Origin of the sequence: Synechococcus sp. CCY9202, from assembly GCF_034931685.1 — a bacterium.
In the GTDB taxonomy this organism is placed as follows: domain Bacteria; phylum Cyanobacteriota; class Cyanobacteriia; order PCC-6307; family Cyanobiaceae; genus CBW1002.
This window is the reverse complement of sequence record NZ_JAYGID010000002.1, coordinates 14159-31229: the sequence shown is the minus strand read 5'-3', so window position 1 is coordinate 31229 and position 17071 is coordinate 14159. Positions and strand designations below refer to the sequence as shown.

At 68.6% G+C, this 17071-nt stretch carries 20 protein-coding genes and 1 tRNA gene; 10 read left to right on the top strand and 11 right to left on the bottom strand.

The features are described 5' to 3' along the window. Nucleotides 1-103: 103 nt before the first annotated feature. A complete protein-coding gene (locus VB777_RS00560) occupies nt 104-1303 on the top strand; it encodes an ABC transporter substrate-binding protein (protein ID WP_323246370.1) in 1200 nt (399 codons plus the stop codon). A 16-nt stretch (nt 1304-1319) separates the two neighbouring features. On the opposite strand, the gene VB777_RS00555 is transcribed toward VB777_RS00560, so the two are convergent. Next, nucleotides 1320-2075: a DUF1350 family protein gene (locus VB777_RS00555; protein ID WP_197170068.1), complete on the bottom strand. Its 756-nt coding sequence runs from the start codon at nt 2073-2075 to the stop codon at nt 1320-1322. 38 nt (nt 2076-2113) lie between these two features. Then, on the bottom strand, nt 2114-2578 hold the full coding sequence (locus VB777_RS00550; RefSeq protein WP_323246368.1) for a peroxiredoxin: 465 nt from the start codon (nt 2576-2578) through the stop codon (nt 2114-2116). 479 nt (nt 2579-3057) lie between these two features. Here VB777_RS00550 and VB777_RS00545 point away from each other — a divergent pair, with 479 nt between their 5' ends. The 3 genes from VB777_RS00545 (at nt 3058) to VB777_RS00535 (ending at nt 4977) form a co-directional block, all read left to right on the top strand. Beyond that, nucleotides 3058-3822, top strand: coding sequence for a 3'-5' exonuclease (locus tag VB777_RS00545; protein ID WP_416238289.1), 765 nt, complete (start codon nt 3058-3060; stop codon nt 3820-3822). 125 nt (nt 3823-3947) lie between these two features. Then, nucleotides 3948-4205, top strand: coding sequence for a hypothetical protein (locus tag VB777_RS00540; RefSeq protein ID WP_197155116.1), 258 nt, complete (start codon nt 3948-3950; stop codon nt 4203-4205). A 10-nt stretch (nt 4206-4215) separates the two neighbouring features. Next, on the top strand, nt 4216-4977 hold the full coding sequence (locus VB777_RS00535; protein WP_323246364.1) for a type 1 glutamine amidotransferase: 762 nt from the start codon (nt 4216-4218) through the stop codon (nt 4975-4977). Between the two features lie 490 nt (nt 4978-5467). Here the strand turns inward: VB777_RS00535 and VB777_RS00530 are convergent. The 9 genes from VB777_RS00530 to VB777_RS00490 form a co-directional block, all read right to left on the bottom strand. Next, nucleotides 5468-5541 (bottom strand) — tRNA-Pro (locus VB777_RS00530). 14 nt (nt 5542-5555) lie between these two features. After that, on the bottom strand, nt 5556-5915 hold the full coding sequence (locus VB777_RS00525) for a hypothetical protein (RefSeq protein WP_197155113.1): 360 nt from the start codon (nt 5913-5915) through the stop codon (nt 5556-5558). Continuing rightward, nucleotides 5912-6100, bottom strand: a complete 189-nt coding sequence (locus VB777_RS00520; protein ID WP_197155111.1) for a hypothetical protein — start codon at nt 6098-6100, stop codon at nt 5912-5914. Before VB777_RS00520 ends, VB777_RS00525 begins: the two co-directional genes overlap by 4 nt. Next, nucleotides 6097-6402 (bottom strand): hypothetical protein, encoded by a 306-nt coding sequence (locus VB777_RS00515; RefSeq protein ID WP_197159239.1) that lies wholly within the window; start codon nt 6400-6402, stop codon nt 6097-6099. The genes VB777_RS00520 and VB777_RS00515 overlap by 4 nt, the downstream gene beginning before the upstream one ends. A gap of 118 nt (nt 6403-6520) precedes the next feature. Further along, nucleotides 6521-7393: a lysophospholipid acyltransferase family protein gene (locus VB777_RS00510; protein WP_231597861.1), complete on the bottom strand. Its 873-nt coding sequence runs from the start codon at nt 7391-7393 to the stop codon at nt 6521-6523. Nucleotides 7394-7483: 90 nt separating this feature from the next. Then, nucleotides 7484-8377, bottom strand: a complete 894-nt coding sequence (locus VB777_RS00505) for an alpha/beta hydrolase (RefSeq protein ID WP_323246360.1) — start codon at nt 8375-8377, stop codon at nt 7484-7486. Nucleotides 8378-8409: 32 nt separating this feature from the next. Beyond that, complete coding sequence (gene msrA / locus VB777_RS00500) at nt 8410-9069, bottom strand: peptide-methionine (S)-S-oxide reductase MsrA (protein ID WP_323246402.1); 660 nt, start codon at nt 9067-9069, stop codon at nt 8410-8412. A gap of 96 nt (nt 9070-9165) precedes the next feature. After that, on the bottom strand, nt 9166-9429 hold the full coding sequence (locus VB777_RS00495; RefSeq protein ID WP_323246358.1) for a hypothetical protein: 264 nt from the start codon (nt 9427-9429) through the stop codon (nt 9166-9168). A 110-nt stretch (nt 9430-9539) separates the two neighbouring features. After that, nucleotides 9540-11294: an ABC transporter ATP-binding protein gene (locus tag VB777_RS00490; protein ID WP_323246356.1), complete on the bottom strand. Its 1755-nt coding sequence runs from the start codon at nt 11292-11294 to the stop codon at nt 9540-9542. A gap of 103 nt (nt 11295-11397) precedes the next feature. Between VB777_RS00490 and VB777_RS00485 the strand changes: the two genes are divergently transcribed. From VB777_RS00485 to rlmB, 6 genes are all read left to right on the top strand, one after another. Continuing rightward, the gene (locus VB777_RS00485) at nt 11398-11733 is read left to right on the top strand and encodes a DUF3288 family protein (RefSeq protein WP_197155101.1); all 336 of its coding nucleotides are present in this window, start codon (nt 11398-11400) and stop codon (nt 11731-11733) included. A gap of 40 nt (nt 11734-11773) precedes the next feature. Then, nucleotides 11774-12808 carry an anthranilate phosphoribosyltransferase gene (trpD, locus tag VB777_RS00480; RefSeq protein ID WP_323246354.1) on the top strand — a complete coding sequence of 345 codons (1035 nt, stop codon included), beginning with the start codon at nt 11774-11776 and terminating at the stop codon, nt 12806-12808. Between the two features lie 80 nt (nt 12809-12888). Next, complete coding sequence (gene carA, locus VB777_RS00475; protein ID WP_197170061.1) at nt 12889-14058, top strand: glutamine-hydrolyzing carbamoyl-phosphate synthase small subunit; 1170 nt, start codon at nt 12889-12891, stop codon at nt 14056-14058. Nucleotides 14059-14146: 88 nt separating this feature from the next. After that, nucleotides 14147-14533, top strand: a complete 387-nt coding sequence (locus VB777_RS00470; RefSeq protein ID WP_197155082.1) for an STAS domain-containing protein — start codon at nt 14147-14149, stop codon at nt 14531-14533. A 76-nt stretch (nt 14534-14609) separates the two neighbouring features. Continuing rightward, nucleotides 14610-14966, top strand: coding sequence for a ribonuclease III domain-containing protein (locus VB777_RS00465; RefSeq protein WP_197155080.1), 357 nt, complete (start codon nt 14610-14612; stop codon nt 14964-14966). 25 nt (nt 14967-14991) lie between these two features. Further along, the gene (gene rlmB / locus VB777_RS00460; protein WP_323246352.1) at nt 14992-17028 is read left to right on the top strand and encodes a 23S rRNA (guanosine(2251)-2'-O)-methyltransferase RlmB; all 2037 of its coding nucleotides are present in this window, start codon (nt 14992-14994) and stop codon (nt 17026-17028) included. Nucleotides 17029-17071: the final 43 nt, after the last annotated feature.

Sequence of the window (17071 nt, the reverse complement as noted above, 5' to 3'; positions counted from 1 at the left end):
TTCGGAACCTCGCGGTTCTGGACCTGGCGGCTCCGGGAGACCGGACTCGGGCAAGGGCTCATCGGAGTGCATTGGCGCCTTGCCACCACGCCTGACCCTAGGGATGACCGGCAGCACTGCCGGCAAGGCGGCCCTGGCCCTGGTCGTCCTTCCCCTGGCTGCCCTGCTGCCGAGCGTGCTGCGCCTGCCCTCGATGGCGACGGCAGCGGCAGCAAGGATCTCCGGTGCTCCTGGATCTGCCGCAAGCGCTCCGGAGCTGGTACTGGGACAGTCAGCACCCTTCAGCGGCCCCTCTGCCCAGCTGGGCCAGGAGTATCGACTCGGCGCCCAGGCCTGGTTCGCGGAGGTCAACCGCCGCGGTGGGATCCATGGACGCCGGATCCGCCTGGTGAGCCACGACGACCGCTATGAACCGGAACTGACCCGCCGCAACACCGACAGGCTGATCCAGCAGGACAGGGTCCTGGCCCTGTTCGGCTACGTCGGCACCCCCACCGTGAAGGCCGTGTTGCCGACGGTAGAGCGCGAACACATCCCCCTGGTCGCCCCCCTGACCGGAGCGATGCTGCTCAGGGAGCCGCGGCGGCCGCTGGTGTTCAACCTGCGGGCCAGCTACCAGGCGGAACTCGACCAGATCGTCGCTGCCCTGGTGCGCGCCGGCCGCCACCGGATCGCCGTGCTGCACCAGAACGATGCCTTCGGCGACGACGGGCTGGCCGCCACGCGACGGGCCTTGCAGCGCCATGGACTCCAGCCGGTGGCCACGGCCGGCGTGGAGCGCAACTCCAGCGCCACCAAGGCTGCGGCCCGCACCCTGCAGGCGGCCAACCCCAGCGGGGTGGTGATCATCAGCTCCTACCCCGGTGCGGCAGCCATCAGCCGCGACCTGCTGACCCTGGGCAGCAAGGCGCAGCTGATGACGGTCTCCTTCGTGGGCAGCCGGGCCCTGCAGCAGGCCCTGCCCGATGGCCAGTCGACCGGGATCGGCATCAGCCAGGTGGTGCCCTTCCCCTGGAACCGCCGGATCCCGGTGGTGGCGGAGTACCAGCGGCTGATGCAGCGGCAGGCCACCGAGCCCCAGTACGGCTTCACGAGCCTGGAAGGGTTCCTCGCCGCCCGCCTGATCAGCGAAGGGCTGCAGCGGGCCGGGCCCATCCCCAGTCGCAAGGGGCTGACCCAGGCCCTGGAGTCGATGGGGCGCGTCGATCTGGGCGGCTTTCCCCTGGAACTGAGCCCCAGCGACCGGCAAGCCAGCGACTTCGTGGAGCTGACCTACCTGGGCTCCCAGACGTGGGAGCCCTGATCTGTGGCGCTCCTGGCTAAGGCACCCCAGACCAGGCCGTGATCTGATCCACCAGCCGTTCCATCCCCCGTTGCCGGGCTGGATCGTCGGCCCAGGCGCCCAGCAGCTGCTTGCGCAGGCCGCCGCTTGCGGGGGTGAGGTGGTCACCGGGCAGCTCCAGCAGCTCGGAGCAATCACCGGACCGCGCCTGCAGCACCCCCAGCAAGCGGTTGCTCTGATCAATGCCGTCGCGGTTGAACCGCACCAGCAGGTTGCGGGGCTGGCGGTAGGTGGCCCCAACCTGGAGCAGGGTTTCTTCCGGCGAGGGACTGAACTCACTGCGGAACTTGAATTGTTGTCCCAGTTCCGCCAGCAGCGGCACCGAACGCTCCGCCGAGAAGTTGTTGAAGCTCAGGGCCACCAACCCGTCACAGCGGCGACCGCCATCCGGAGCCAGCAGATGCAGCTTGCAGCCGAGACTGTGGCCCAGCCGCAGCAGCGGACCGGAGGCGGGTCCCGGCGTTGGGAAGCCACTCGTGGTGGCGTCGTCGCCGAGCCGGAACCGTCGGAACAACCGCCAGGCGGCACTGGCCTGGGCCTGGTGATCGAAGCCTGGCACGTAGCTCCAGGCATGCACCCGCCAGTGGCGAGCCGCCAGGGCCTCAAGGAAACGCCGGTAGCTGAGCTGGGGGGTGGCAGCCAGATAGCTGCCACCGATGAACTCGATCAGGCCCCGCGGCGCGCCGGCCGGCTCCAGCTGCCAGAGCTCTCCCTGCTGCCTCCATCGCGCCATGCCGGCTGCTCCTGTTAATCGACGGAAGACCCCTCGCCTCAGGCGTCCTGAAGCTGCTGCAGGGCCTGGATCGCCTCACGCCGGTGGGCGGGGCCATCGAGAAGGTTGTTGAACACATGCCGCACCGTGCCCTGTCCATCGATCACATAGGTGACGCGCCCCGGCAGCAGGCCCAGCACCCCTGGCACCCCGAAGGCCTTGCGCAGGCCGTTGCCCCGATCCACCAACAGCGGATAGGGGAGCTGGTGACGGCTGGCGAAGCGCTGATGGCTGGCGGTGTCATCGCCGCTCACGCCCCACACCTCAGCGCCAAGGGCCTGCAGGTCGGTGTAGCTGTCACGGAAGGCGCAGGCTTCCATCGTGCAGCCCGGGGTGTCGTCCTTGGGATAGAAGAACAGCACCAGGGCCTTGCCGCCCAGCTGATCGCTGCGCCGCTCAACGCCGTTCTGATCAGGCAGGGCCACCAGGGGGGCCCGATCACCGGTGGCAAGGGGGCGTGCCAAGAGCTTATGGAGAGAACCCAAACCCTAAGCAGGCTGACTGACAGAACGCTGCGGATCCACTGGGACGGAGGGTGCTTGCTGCGCAGAGCCCCTGCGGCTGAGAGCATGGGGCGGCAAGCAGGGCGGTGATGGCGTCGCACTCCAGTCGGTCGCACTCCAATCAGTGGCACCAGGACGACCTGCTCAGCCTGCTGGGCGGATCTGTGGAGACGGGCGCTCCTGCGCCCAGGGATCCAGAACCTGCGCCGGAGCCGGCCCTCGACACAGCAGACCCTGCTCTGAAGACAACCACCGCCTCCCAGGACTCAGAGGGCGAGCAACCGGAACCATCGCGGCAAACGGAGCCGCAGAACCCGGCATCCACGCCAGCGCCCATGCCGGTTGAGATCCCCAGAGCCGTGTCCATCTCCCATTCCGAGTCCCAGACCCCAACCACCACTGCTTCGCAATCGGCTTCGCAACCCGCTGCGCGGTCAGCGGTGCCGCAGCGCCTCCTGATCCTGGACACCGAAACCACGGCCCTCTCCCCTGCCGATGGCAGCTGCATCGAGGTGGGGGCGGTGCTGTTCCATGTCCCCAGCCGCGCCGTGCTCAGCCAGGTGTCGTTCCTGCTGCCCTGCAACGCCAATCCGGCAGAGCATGTGAACGGCATCGCCGCCGACTGGACACGACTGGAGCAGCCCTGGCAGGCCGGGCTGCAGTGCTTCCTGGCGATGGCCGCCGCCGCCGATGCGGTGCTGGCCCACAACGCCGCCTTCGATCGCCAGTGGTTCGGCCACGGGGAGCTGCCGGCCCTGGAGCGGCCCTGGATCTGTTCGATGGAGGAGATCCGCTGGCCGGCCGAGAAGCACCTGCGCTCCAACCCCTCCGTGCGGGACCTGGCCCTGGCCTACGGGGTCCCCGTCTGGGCCGCCCATCGCGCCCTCACCGACTGCATCTACCTGGCCCAGGTGTTCGAGCGTTGCAGCGATCTGGACACGCTGCTGGCCGCGGCCCAGGAACCGCGCCATCTCTACCGCGCCAACCTCAGCTATGCGGAACGCCACCGCGCCAAGGAGGCGGGTTTTCGCTGGAACGACCCCGTGCCAGGAGCCTGGAGCCGCCGGCTGAGCGAGTCTGAGGTGCAGGCCCTGGGCTTTCCCGTCCAGCAGGTGGAACTCGATCGAGACGAGCGACCAGCAGGCTCTGGAGCCATCACCGGCAGCAGCCAGCCCACCCGGCGGACACTGCCTCGCTCGGCCTGACCGGATCAATCCGACCGAAACAACCGGATCTGAGTCGCCGTCCAACTCCGAACTCCTGCGACTGAGTTGAAGACAAAACAGCCAGGACTCAACAGGCTGGAGAAGCCACGTGCCGGGCTGCAGTGATGACCAGCGGAAGTGAGCCCGGCCCCCACTGGTCTCTGGTCGATGTGCCGCAGCAGCGCATCCGCCGTTGGAAGAACGTGCGCACCTGGGCGCGGCTGATCCGGGAGGCCGAAGCGCTCTGGCGGGTGGACGTCCGGGCCCTGCATCGCCTGGCGGCCCTGGAACTGGGCCAGTTGCTGCAGGAGGTGCCGCCACGCCTGCGGCGACGCGTCAATCGCTGGCTGCGCAGGATGGGCGTGGTGACACGGCTGGAATGAGCCCAGGGCGATGAGCGAACTTCTCGTGATTCAGCACCTCGATCGGGAAGGGCCTGGCCGCTTCGCAGGCGCAGCCCGCGCCAGGGGCTGGCAGGTGAGCGTCTGCCGGCCGGATCGGGGTGAGGCTCTGCCGGCAGCGACCCCCACCGGCACCCCCACCGACCAGGTGCTGCTGGTACTGGGCGGACCGATGGGCGTGGCCGATCTCGGCAACGATGCCTTTCCCTGGCTCGAGGCGGAGCTGGAGCTGATCCGCCAGCGGGTGGAGGCGCAGCAACCAGTCCTGGGGATCTGTCTGGGTGCTCAGTTGCTGGCCCGGGCGATGGGGGGCGATGCGGTGCCCCTGGAGGTGGGAGAGCCGCCCCGGCCATTGCGGGAAGTGGGATGGGGCGCCGTGACCTGGACGACGACGGCGGAGCAGGAAGCTGTGCTGCAGGGACTGGCCGCCAGTGAACTGGTGCTGCACTGGCACGGCGATCGGATTGTGTTGCCACCGGGCGCCACCCTGTTGGCCTCAAGCCTTCACTGCGTCGAGCAGATGTTCCGAATCGGCCGGCACGCCTGGGGCCTGCAGTTTCATCTGGAGGTCACACCGGAGCTGCTGGAGCCATGGCTGCTGCAGGATCGGGCCTATGTGATCGAAGCCCTCGGGGCTGATGGCGTCGAGCGCATCCGCCGCGGCGGACGGCACTGGCAGGCCAGCACCGAGCGCAGCGCGACGCTGCTGATCGAGAACCTGCTCAGTGCCCTGGAGGCGTGCCTGCGTCGATGAGCCTCGGGCCATCCATCGAGGGCACGCTTGTCAACCGGAACAAGCCACTGAACAGAAGCACTGGGAAGAACAGGTCAAGGAAGAGAAGCAAGACGACGAGAAGGAATCCGCTTGCCGCCGAGAGATCATGAAAATGGAGGATTCAGAGTTCAGATCCAAACCCAGAGTTCTGATGGTGACTGCCGAGACAGGGTGAGATATTCAAAGCAAGCGTTCTGTATTCAGAGCCAGTGCCAGTGTTCTGAGCCCAGTGTTCTGAGCCCAGAGCTCAGTGCTCAGTGCTCAGTGCTCAGTGCTCAGTGCTCAGTGCTCAGTGCTCGAAGAATGTGCTGAACAACCCTGCCGGCGACTCCTTCGTCACCAAGTACTGAGTGGTGCGCTTTGAGTTCTAAGTCAAAAACAGCAGGCATAAAAAACCGCCCTGTTCAGGACGGTTATGAGATAAAGAAGCGGCTGGATGGAAACCGCTGCGTTGTTGCCGTTGATTTAATCGGAGCGGCGGGATTTGAACCCACGACCCCCACTACCCCAAAGTGGTGCGCTACCAAGCTGCGCTACGCCCCGGCGAATGAAAATTATCACAGCGTCTGCCGGGCTCGCCCCTGGATCTGGCGGCGCTTCAGGCGACGCAGCAGCCGGGCCGTGAGCTTGTCGCGGCTCAGACCGGCGTAGCCGCAAACCCGCAGCTGACGGGCCAGCAGGCGCAGCTGGGCCAGGGTCATGGTGGCGAGTCGCAACTCAGGCAACCGCTCCCACGCCTGGCTGGTGACCGGCAGATCAGCACCGCCGCGACCCTCGCGGAATCCGACCAGGGCACTCCCGGCCATCCACTCGGGAATCAGAACGAACAGCACAGCCAGCAGGCCGTAGAGCTCCACCAGCCCGCGGGGCAGGGGATGCAGCTGGCGGCGGCTTCCAGGGGGCCTGGAAGGGGTCACAACAGACCCCGCTCCGTTGAGCCAGCCATCGGTCGGTCGATGGTGGCGGATGGGGCGGAATCGCGCCACTGCATCGGGGGTTCTCCACCGGGGTTGAGGCGCACGGTCCAGAACACCAGGGCGAAACAGAGACCCACCGTGGCCAGGATGCCCACGATCACGATCCGATCGGGAAGTGGCGTCATACCTGTTCGGTGCGGATGCACTGCAACCGGATTGGCAGCTTCTCCAGGGTGAGCTCATCGCCGCGCAGGATGACCAGCATGCCGTCGTTGCGGTAGCGGATCCCCGGTTCGGCGGAATCCTCGCGGAACAGAGTGGAACGGAAGCGGCCGGCGATCAGGGAGGCCTGGGCGTCGTTACGTTCCAGCACCAGCTGAGCCTTGTCGGCGCAGAGAAACTTCTCCTTGATGCCGTAGTCCTCCCACCAGGGGGAGGACATGGCGATCAGGGGTCCGAAAAGCAGGCCGAACAGGGGGACAGTCATCCTCCGCAGGGTGGTGGCGGGCTGATGATCAGCGTTCATAACGCACCCACGGCTCTCAGGCAGCGGCCCGTGCGAAAAGCACCATAGCCAGGCTCTGCAGGGAATCCTTCGCAGCGGATCATGGTTTGAACCATGCGCCCCGCCTTCCGCCCGTCACCTCAGCTCGCAACTGGTCGAGTTCGGTCTGCATGCACCCCACCACCCGGTCGTAGCAGGCCTGCACGTAAGCGCGGTCGCGGCTGGCGGCATGGCCGCTGCGGGGCAGATGGATTGGCTGGCAGACCCGCGTATGGATCACCGTGGGCAGGGGGAGATTGGGCAGAGGCCCCACCGCCAGGCCCCAGGGAAGTCCCAGGTAGAGCGGCATCACTTCCGGATCGAGGCCCAGCAGCCAGGGCATGCCGTGGTCATGCAGACGCCGGGCGGCGGGGTAGCAGTCCTCGATCACGTACAGGCTGTCATGACTGCCCCAGGAGATCAGGGGCACCAGCGGCAGGCCATGCCAGATCGCCAGCCGCAGAAAACCGGTGCGGCCGCCGAAGTGGATGCGACCCCGCAGCCGATGGGGCCGGAAGGCATCCTGGCCACCTCCGGGATAGACCAACAGACTGTCGCCCTGGCGCAGGACTGCCAGGGCCTGGCGCGGATAGAAGGGAATCGCCCCGACCCGGGCAGCCAGATCCGCCGCGAAGGGATAGGCCTGCCACACCTTGGCGTGGGCCAGTCCATAGACCCGCCGCTCCAGGCCGTAACGGCGAAACCAGTCGTAGAGAAACATCGGCAGGTCCGGTGTCGCCAGACCACCGTTGTGGGAGCCCACGAACATCAGCTGGCCCGAGGCCGGCACATGCTCCCAACCGCTGGTCTGCACCCGGAAGTAAGACCGGTAGAACCAGCCCCACAGCGGCATCAGCCGCCGGATCAGATCGGGATCCCGCTGCCTCCCCGGATGGGGATCAGGATCGGGCGAGCGGTTCAGGGGCCTGGCCAATACCGAGGCTCAATGTATGGCCGTTTCCAGCTGCAGCGTGATGGAATCCAAGCCAGGCGGGCTCCAGCGAGAACGGCTCAGGCCGAGACCTCAGGCCTGCTGGGCCATCCAGGTATGCACCGCCTCCACCGCCTGGTCCGGCGTCTCCCAGGGGAGCACGTTGCGACCGCCCAGCAGACGGGCGGAGGCCCTGGGCAGCCGACCCGCATAATCGGCTGCCTTGATCTGGGGGGTATCGCGTTTGCCGCGGCGGCTGATGCCGCTGGCCTGGTCGCCGAACAGGGCCAGCACCGGCACCTCCAGCTGGCGGAGGCGGTCGCTGTAATCGCGGCGCCAGAACCCGGCCAGAAACGAAAACACGGCATGGCGACTGGCCAGATCGCGCGACCCCTCCCGCAGCATCGACAGCCACTCCGCGTCGACATCCGAGGAGCGGGCGAACAGTTCCTTTTCCGAAAAGGAGCGCAGGAACCGCTCGGTGCGGGCGTAGCGGTAAAAGAGGCCGCCCAGGGGGGTGTGGAAGAAGCCACGCCAGAGAGCGTTGGCCAGCCGCTCATCAGCCGGCCCCGTCATCACCTTCCAGGAGGGCGGGCCGAACAGCACCATGCCGCGAATCGCCTGCGGCCGCAGGGCCTGCAAGTCCAGGGCCACCGGCAGGGAGGCGCCCTGCACCAGCAGCCACACCGACCGGCGCACCCGTTGATCGAGCAGCACGGCAATCTGGTCCGCCCAGTGCTCGGGGCGGAGGATCCGGTCCGGCATGGCGGAACGGCCGCAGCCGATCAGATCCGGATGAATCAGGGGTTGGGGCAGGCGGCGAGCGTTCCATTCATGGCTGAACCGCTGCCAGAAGGCACCGGACAGCCCTACACCGATCGGGTGAAGCGAAAGGATCGGATCGGCGCTTCCGGCCTCCAGATCGCCCTCCACCCGGCAGAAACAGGCCTGGCCCTCCCAGTCGTAGGCAAAGGTGGAGCGGGGCACAGGGCGAAAAGAGCGACCTTACGAGGACTGGATTACGAGGCCTGGATCGGTGTGTTGTCGCTGCGCAGCACGCAGTGAGCGATGCTCCAGTCGTACTGCTTCCAGACCGCATCCCCGAGCCGGTAGGCGGCAGCGGGGAAGGCACCGAGGCGCACACCCGTGGGCTGGGCGGAGCAGTAGGGCCGGCTGCCGGGCTTGGCCAGATACTGCTGGTGGTAGGCCTCGGCGTAGAAGAAGGGCCGATCCGCGGCGATCTCGGTGGTGATCGTGCCCAGACCAGCCGCCTGCAATTGCTCCTGATAGGCGGCGCCACTGGCCCGCGCCAGGCTCAGCAATGCCGGATCGTTGGCATAGATGGCGGAGCGGTACTGGCTGCCGCGATCGTTGCCCTGGCGATTGCCCTGGGTGGGGTCGTGGGACTCCCAGAACAGCTTGAACACATCGCTGGCGTCCACCACCGCCGTATCCCAGACCACCCGCACCACCTCGGCGTGGCCGGTGCGGCCGGAGCAGACCTGGTCGTAGCTGGGATGGGGCGGGTCACCGCCGGCATAGCCCACCGCCGTGGTGACGACGCCGGGCAGGCGCCAGAACCCCTTCTCGGCGCCCCAGAAGCAACCGCAACCGAACAGGGCCTCGGCCTGCCCCTCCACCAGCGGAGCCGCCAGGGGCGTTTTCAACACGGCATGCAGAACGTCGCCTGCAGGGGTGAGATCACGGGTCGACGAACCGGACGGGGAGGTGGCAAAGAGCCCGAACACAGAGATGGGAACCGAGAGAAAACGAGCCTAGGAAGGGCCACCGCCAGGCGCGCTGGGCTCCAGGGCAATGTGGTTCAGCAGGGTGGTCGTGAAGGCGAATAACAGGAACGGCAACGACAGCACCAGGATCACGCCCACTCCCACCAGGGCGAAGATCGGCTTGCTGGCTCCCATCAGCGCCATGCCAGCCGCCAGGCTGGCGAAGATCACCAGCATCCAGATCAGGATCTGGCCGTAGATGTCACCGAAGGTGAGCGTGCAGCGCAGGTTGTAGCCCTTGGAGGGATCCATGGGGTCGGGGTCCCGGCAGAGAAGATGGGTGCTCTCACATAAGCGGGCCGCAGCGGTGTTGTCCGCAGCCCTCAACATCACTTCAGGCAGTCGATCCCAACAGGGAGGGTTCAGGCCTCGACCACCTGCAGCCGCTCCTCGGCCTGTTGCCGCTCCCACAGACGCCGGTAGGTGCCGCTCTGATGGATCAGATCGCGGTGGTGACCCTGTTGCACCAGGCGGCCATCCTCCAGCACCAGCACGCGGTCGCAGGCGGCGGCGGCCGAGAGCTGGTGGCTCACCATCAGGATCGTGCGGCCCTGCTGCTGACGCACCGAGGCCAGGATTTCAGACGCCGTGGTGTTGTCCACGCTGGCCAGGGCATCGTCGAGCACCAGCAGGGGTGCCTCCACCAGCAGGGCCCGGCCGAGGGCGGCACGCTGGCGCTGGCCGCCGCTGAGGGTGATGCCCCGCTCGCCCACCAGGGTGGCGTAGCCATCGGGGAAACCCTTCACATCAGCCTCGAGGCGGGCCTGCCGGGCCGCCAGCTCGACCCGCTCCTGCGGCGCCTCCGGAACTCCGTAGCGCAGGTTGTCCGCCAGGGTTGCCGTGAACAGATAGCCCTCCTGGGGCACCACCGCCACCCGCTCGCGCAGATCCGGCAGCGACAGGTCGGTCACGTCGACTCCATCGAGGAACAGCTGACCGGGCTCCACGGTCACCATCCGCCCCAGGGCCCGCACCAGGGTGGTCTTGCCGCAGCCCACCGGCCCCACCACCGCCACCAGCTCACCGGGCTCCAGCCGGAAGCACACATCCACCAGGGCTGGTCGGGGAGCATCGGGGTAACGCACACAGAGGCCTCGGGCCTCCAGCGCCCCGCGGGGCGGCTGGGTCGCGGGCACCGGCTGTATGGGCGACACGATCTGTGGCTGACGCTGCAGCAGCTCTTCGACCCGCTCCAGGCTCACCTGCCCGGTCTGGAAGGTGTTGAGCGTGAAGCCGAGCAGTGCGGTGGGGAACACCAGCCGCTCCACAAAGAGGATCAGGGCCACCAGATCGCCGATCGTGAGCCGGCCGCTCTCCAGCTGGCCGCTGCCCAGGGCCAGCAGCAGCAGCAGGCTGATCGAGGAAATGCCCTCCAGCAGGGGGAACAGGGTGCTGCGGGTCCGGGCCAGCCCCAGGGCGGCATCGCGATAGACGCGGTTGCGGGCTGCGAAGGCCCCCTGCTCGGTGCGCTCCTGGCCGTAGATCTTGATGGCGCTGATGCCGGAGAGGTCTTCCTGGATCAGGTCGCTGAGGCCCGCCAGGCTTTCCTGCTGACGGCGCTGCTGACGCATCATGCGGCCGCCGAACAGGCGCACCACCATCAGCATGAGCGGATACAACCCCACCGCCGCCAGGCTGAGCCAGGGGTCGATCATCAGCATCGCCGGCAGGGTCAGGGCATAGGCGAGGGCGGTGTTGGTGAGGCTGAGCACGGCAAAGCCCAGCAGCCGGCGCACGTTCTCGACATCGCTGGTGGCGCGGCTGATCAGCTCACCGCTGCCGGTGGCCTGCACCCAGCCCGGCTCCTGGCGCAGCAGGTGGCTGAAGATGCGCTCCTTGAGGGTCGCCTCCACCTGGCGGCCCACGCCGAACACCAGCATCCGTGACCACAGCCGCGCCGCCCCCATCACGGTGGCCAGCGCCAGGATCAGCGCCGCCTGGCGCAGCACATCCTGCATGGAGAAGCCATCCTGCAGATCGTCGATCACCCCCCGCACCTGCAGGGGAATCGACACGCTCAGCAGGTTCACCACCACCAGCACCGCCGCCCCGAGCAGCACCGTTCGTCGGTGCGGGCGCAGGTAGCGAAGGATGAGGGCGAGCCGTGGGGCGCTCATGGCAGGGCCGTGCGGCGAAGCGAAGGTCCAACTTACGGAGGGTGCTCCACCGCCGCGTCGGTGCCATGCCCCAGGCTGGAACGCTGCCCTGCCCGCGCAGCCCATGGCCTCCGATCCGTCGGCCCCCCACCAGAACGAGCAGAGCCATCCGCTCCACGCCAGCGACCGCGACACGGTCGATCGCCTGCTCGCCGCCGCCACGCCCACCGAGGCGGATCTGGTCGATGCGGCCCGCCTGTTGATGCGCTACCAGGGCTTCCCCGGCGCCCGCGACGTGCAGGACGATCTGGAGAAAGTGCTGCGCCTCTGGGGACTGGAGCGGCAGGCCTTGCATCAGCGCACCCGCGCCATCTGGGCGGCGGGCTTCCGGCCTGGAGCCGCCGCCGCCGCCAACGAACCGGTGGGGTCGGGCTTCGACACAGCCGATCAGGAGCCCTGACGGCCCCGATCCCTAGCCTGCCGGCAGCTGCAGTGCTTCGATGGCCCATCCCCTGTCGCCGCCGGCGCTGCTGGAGCAGTTGCTGGCGGGGCGCGACCTCAGCAGCGAGCAGGCCACCGCCCTGATGCGGGCCTGGCTGGAGGAGCAGCTGGAGCCGGTGCAGACCGGGGCCCTGCTGGCCAGCCTGCGGGCCAAGGGCGTCAGCGGCGAGGAACTGGCCGCCCTGGCAGAGGTGCTGCGCCAGGCCTGTCCGCTGCCCGGGCCCCGGCCGCCCCTGTTCCTGGTGGATACCTGCGGCACCGGTGGGGACGGAGCCGACAGTTTCAACATCTCCACCGCCGTGGCCTTCGTGGCGGCGGCTGCCGGCGCCCATGTGGCCAAGCACGGCAACCGCAGTGCCAGCGGACGGGTGGGCTCGGCCGACGTACTCGAAGCCCTCGGCCTGCGGCTGCAGGCTCCCCAGCACCAGGTGGTGGCGGCCCTGGAAGAGACGGGGCTCACCTTCCTGTTCGCGCCGGGCTGGCATCCGGCCCTGGTGGGGCTGGCGCCGCTGCGGCGCAGCCTCGGGGTGCGCACCGTGTTCAACCTGCTCGGACCGCTGGTGAACCCGCTGCGACCCGATGCCCAGGTGCTCGGCGTAGCCCGTGACGATCTGCTGGATCCGATGGCCGAGGCCCTGCAGCGCCTCGACCTGGAGCGAGCCGTGGTGGTTCATGGCCACGGCGGCCTCGATGAAGCCTCCCTCTCAGGCCCCAATGCGCTGCGGTTGCTGGAGAACGGCACGATTCGCCAGGAGACGCTCGACCCCACCGACCTTGGCCTCACCCCGGCACCTCTGGCGGCCCTGGCCGGTGGGGATGTCGCCACCAATGCGGCGATCCTCGAAGCCGTGCTGCAGGGCCGCGGCACCACCGCCCAGCGCGATGTGGTGGCCCTCAACGCCGCCCTGGTGCTGTGGGCCGCCGGCCGGGCAGCCTCGATCCCGACGGGCCTCGAACAGGCTCTGGGCGTGCTGACCGGCGACGGGGCCTGGCAGCGTCTGCTGGCCCTGCGGCACCAGCTGGCGGCAGCCTGAGGCGGAGCAGCGAGGCGAAGCAGCAAGGGACCAACGGCAGCGAACACTCCCCGCCGGGGTCTTCAGGGATGATCGGGGCGATGTCGCACCTGAGCGCCGTGCCAGAGCCCACCTCCGCCGCCCTGCTGGTGCTCGCCGATGGCACCCTGCTGCGCGGCACGGCCTTCGGGGCCATCGGCACCGCCCTCGGTGAGGTGGTGTTCAACACCGGCATGAGCGGGTATCAGGAAGTGATGACCGACCCGAGTTACACGGGCCAACTGGTCACCTTCACCTACCCGGAGCTGGGCAACACCGGGGTCAACGCCGCCGATCAGGAGGCGGAGGCGCCCCACGTGCGTGGCGTGATCGCCCGCCAGCTGTCGCCTGTGGCCAGCAGCTGGCGGTCCGAGGGTGATCTCGATGGCTGGCTGCAGCAGCATGGGGTGGTGGGCATCCGCGGCATCGACACCCGTGCCCTGGTGCGCCATCTGCGCGAGGGCGGCGCCATCAACGGGGCGATCAGCAGCGACGGCACCACCCCCCAGGCCCTGCTGGAGCAGGTGCGTGAGGCCCCGGTGATGACAGGCCTGAACCTCGCCGAACAGGTGAGCACCCGCCAGCCCTACGACTGGGATCGACCCTGCGCTGCCGGCTTCGATACGCGCCTGCAGTCGGGGCCAGAGCAGCCCTACCGGGTGGTGGCGATCGATTTCGGCATCAAGCGGGCCATCCTCGATCGGCTCGTGGCCCACGGCTGCACGGTCACGGTCCTGCCGTCCGATGCCAGCCTTGAGCAGGTGCTGGCACTGCAGCCGGAGGGGGTGTTCCTCTCCAACGGCCCCGGTGATCCGTCGGCGGTGAGCAGTGGCATCCATCTGGCCAAGGGCCTGCTGAAGCAGCCCGATCTGCCGGTGTTCGGCATCTGCCTCGGTCACCAGATCCTCGGTCTGGCCCTGGGCGGCACCACCTTCAAGCTCGGCTACGGCCACCGCGGCCTCAACCATCCCTGCGGCTCACCGGGTTCGGTGGAGATCACCAGCCAGAACCATGGCTTCGCGATCGACGCCACCTCCCTGCCCGAAGAGCGGGTGACGGTGACCCATCTCAATCTCAACGACGGCACGGTGGCGGCCCTGGCCCTGCGGCACCAACCGGTGTTCGGCGTGCAGTACCACCCGGAAGCCAGCCCAGGCCCCCACGACGCCGATCACCACTTCGGCCGCTTCGCGGCGCTGATGGCGGACCGGCGTCTGGACAAGACGCCATGAAAAGGCTGAGCCCAGCCTGCCTCATCTGCAGTCTGTGTCACCTTCAGGACGTTTGCGGCGATATCCCTACACTGCGCGCATTCGTCCTGTGACGGGAGCTGGAGCGATCAACGACCTGCAACGACTCACGGTGTCCCTGCGCGGCGGTTGCGAGCGCCGCAGCGATTGTCTGCTGTTTCATTTCACCGGTCAGCTCGACGCCTACTCGGACAAGCAGTTCAACGAATTCGTCGTTGCCCAGCGCACCGGCGAGGCCCTGCCTGTGGTGATCGACCTCAGCCGGATCGATTTCATCGATTCCTCCGGCCTCGGCGCCCTGGTGCAGCTCGCCAAGCAGTGCACCACCGATGGCACCGGCTTCGTGGTGGTGGGCAACGCCCGCGTGGTGCAGACCGTGAAGCTGGTGCGGCTCGAAGCCTTCCTCCACCTGCAGCCCGACCTGCCCACGGCCCTGGCCAGCCTTGCCACCGCCTGAGACGGCAGCCAGTGCCAGCTCGGCAGGAGCTTCCTCCACTGCCTGGCTCGCGGCCATTCCTGCCGTGCCACCCGGCATGGCTCTCGGCCCCCTGCAGCTGGCCTGGCTCGGTGATGCCGTCTGGGAGCTGCACCAGCGACGGCGCCACTGCGACCGGGCCGAGCGCTCCGTCACCCTGCATCGGGCTGTGGTGGGAGCTGTGAAGGCGGAGGCCCAGGCCCGTGCCCTGCTGCGGCTTGAGCCGCTGCTGGACGAGCAGGAGCGTGACCTGGTGCGACGGGGTCGGAATCGGGCCGGTCGCGGGCCGCGGCGGGGTGATTCAGCCACCTACGGCCAGGCGACGGGATTTGAGACAATGGTGGGCTGGCTCTTTTTGCAGAATCCGCAGCGGCTCGCCAAGCTGCTCGATCACCTGGAGGAGACCGACCCATAACCCCGTTCCATCCGCCGACATCACCATGAGCCCACGGTTCGATCGCCAACCGGACAAATCCATCGGCCGGGGAGGACGGGACGGAGCACGGGACAACGGACGGGATGGCGGACGCGAGAGTGGACGGGACGGAGCCCGGGATGGCGGGCGCGACGGTGAGCGACATCCCCGCTTCGGCCGACCGCGCCCGGGAGGCGCCGCCGGTCGAGGCAGCTGGGGCGGACGCACAGAGGCTCGGGGCGAGGGGTCAGCGGCAGGTCGGCCTGATGGGCGGCGACCGGATGCGCGCCGAATCGAGCGAAGCCGGCCGGAAGGCGGCCGCAGCGAAGGGCGACGCCCCGCCGGCCAGGGAGGGCGTTTCGAGCCCCGCGGCCAGATGCGTGATCGCGGCGGCGATCGGCCCTTCGGCAAGCCGCCCCAGCGTTTCGCCGGCCGCAGCGATGCTCGCGACGAGCGCGGCGATCGGCCGGAGCGGCGGCCGGAAGGACGCAGCTTCGAACGGCGGCCCTTTGAAGCCCGCGGCGACGACAGCACGGGCGAGCTGCGTCGTGGCATGAGTCGTGGGGAACCGCGCCGTTTCGAAGGGCGTGCAGCCGGCAGCAGCCGCTTTGCCGCCGGGGGTTCCCGCTTCGGTGGCGGCGGCTCCCGCTTCGCGGGCAGCAGCAGCCGCGATGGCAACCGGTTCAGCCGGCCGGGCCGCAGCGATGAGCGGCCGCCGGCCAGCCGACAGGAGCCCGAACCCAGCGGCGAATCGGAAAGCTTCGGCGGCGACACTCCTCCGGACCTGCTCTGGGGCCGTCATGCCGCCCAGGCGGCTCTGGAAAGCGGCCGGCCGATTCACCGGGTCTGGTGCACGCCGGAGATGCGCTTCAGCCCCAAATTCCTGCAGCTGCTGCGGGAGGCCAAGGCCAGTGGTGTGCTGGTGGAGGAGGTCACCTGGGCCCGCCTCGGCCAGCTCACCAGCGGGGCCGTGCATCAAGGGATCGTGCTGCAGACCGCCGCGGCCGAAACCCTCGATCTGCCCAGCCTGATCGAGGGTTGCCGGGAGATCGGCGAGCCCCCCCTGCTGATGGCCCTCGACAGCGTCACCGATCCCCACAACCTGGGCGCGATCGCCCGCAGCGCCGAAGCCCTCGGGGCCCACGGCCTGGTCCTGCCCCAACGCCGCAGCGCCGGCCTGACCGGCTCAGTGGCCAAGGTGGCCGCCGGCGCCCTCGAACATCTGCCGGTGGCCCGGGTGGTGAACCTCAACCGCGCCCTGGACACCCTCAAAAAGGAGGGCTATCGCGTCGTGGGCCTGGCCAGCGAAGGCAGCGTCACCCTCGAGGAGGCTGACCTGGATGGTCCGCTGGTGATCGTCACCGGCTCAGAAGGTGACGGGCTGTCGATGCTCACCCGCCGCTCCTGCGACCAGCTGGTGCGCATTCCCCTGCGGGGCGCCACCCCCAGTCTCAATGCCTCGGTGGCCACGGCCCTGATGCTCTACGAGGTGGCCCGCCGCAGCTGGATGAAGACCGTGCTGGGCTCCGCTCCGGCGCCGCGGATTGTGCGGCCGGCCCTGCCCAGTGCCGCAGCTGTCACCATGCCGGCTGTCTCCAGCGAACCAGAGTTGGACGACGAAGACGCACCCGAGGCAGCCGCATCCGCGGAAGCTGTCGACAGCCAGGGGCTGATCCAGGAGGCCACCAACTTGGTCGACACCCCTGATCCCGACCCTGCCGATCGCAGCCCTCTCGATCTCGCCAACTCCCCGCTCGACACGGCCGAATTGGACCCAGCCCCCCTGGAGGCCGCCCCTCCAGAGTCTGCTCAGCTTGGGGCTCCCCTCCTGGGCACCGTCGGTCACGACGCTGCCGATCTCCCGATGGCCGGCACCAGTGCTGCCCTGGTCCATTCCGATGACAGCAGCGCTGCTGAGGATCACGGGCTGCAGGACCAGGGAGCTGGCACCCCGTTGGAGGATCCGGCCCCGGACGCGCTCGTCAGCGACGACTTCACCGCCTCCGAGACTGGTGATGCCTACGGCGCCGCTTCCGGCTTTGACGGAGATATCCGGCTCTGACGGCATGGCGGATCAGAGGCCGATGACCTGGGCAGAATGGAAA

What these genes read in the sequence shown, in the direction of transcription:
- VB777_RS00560 (WP_323246370.1), top strand. Translation starts at nt 104, where the DNA reads ATGACCGGCAGCACTGCCGGCAAGGCGGCCCTGGCCCTGGTCGTCCTT.
- VB777_RS00555 (WP_197170068.1), bottom strand. Translation starts at nt 2,075, where the DNA reads ATGGCGCGATGGAGGCAGCAGGGAGAGCTCTGGCAGCTGGAGCCGGCC.
- VB777_RS00540 (WP_197155116.1), top strand. Translation starts at nt 3,948, where the DNA reads ATGACCAGCGGAAGTGAGCCCGGCCCCCACTGGTCTCTGGTCGATGTG.
- VB777_RS00535 (WP_323246364.1), top strand. Translation starts at nt 4,216, where the DNA reads ATGAGCGAACTTCTCGTGATTCAGCACCTCGATCGGGAAGGGCCTGGC.
- VB777_RS00520 (WP_197155111.1), bottom strand. Translation starts at nt 6,100, where the DNA reads ATGACGCCACTTCCCGATCGGATCGTGATCGTGGGCATCCTGGCCACG.
- VB777_RS00515 (WP_197159239.1), bottom strand. Translation starts at nt 6,402, where the DNA reads ATGACTGTCCCCCTGTTCGGCCTGCTTTTCGGACCCCTGATCGCCATG.
- VB777_RS00495 (WP_323246358.1), bottom strand. Translation starts at nt 9,429, where the DNA reads ATGGATCCCTCCAAGGGCTACAACCTGCGCTGCACGCTCACCTTCGGT.
- VB777_RS00490 (WP_323246356.1), bottom strand. Translation starts at nt 11,294, where the DNA reads ATGAGCGCCCCACGGCTCGCCCTCATCCTTCGCTACCTGCGCCCGCAC.
- VB777_RS00485 (WP_197155101.1), top strand. Translation starts at nt 11,398, where the DNA reads ATGGCCTCCGATCCGTCGGCCCCCCACCAGAACGAGCAGAGCCATCCG.
- trpD (WP_323246354.1), top strand. Translation starts at nt 11,774, where the DNA reads ATGGCCCATCCCCTGTCGCCGCCGGCGCTGCTGGAGCAGTTGCTGGCG.
- carA (WP_197170061.1), top strand. Translation starts at nt 12,889, where the DNA reads ATGTCGCACCTGAGCGCCGTGCCAGAGCCCACCTCCGCCGCCCTGCTG.
- VB777_RS00465 (WP_197155080.1), top strand. Translation starts at nt 14,610, where the DNA reads ATGGCTCTCGGCCCCCTGCAGCTGGCCTGGCTCGGTGATGCCGTCTGG.
- rlmB (WP_323246352.1), top strand. Translation starts at nt 14,992, where the DNA reads ATGAGCCCACGGTTCGATCGCCAACCGGACAAATCCATCGGCCGGGGA.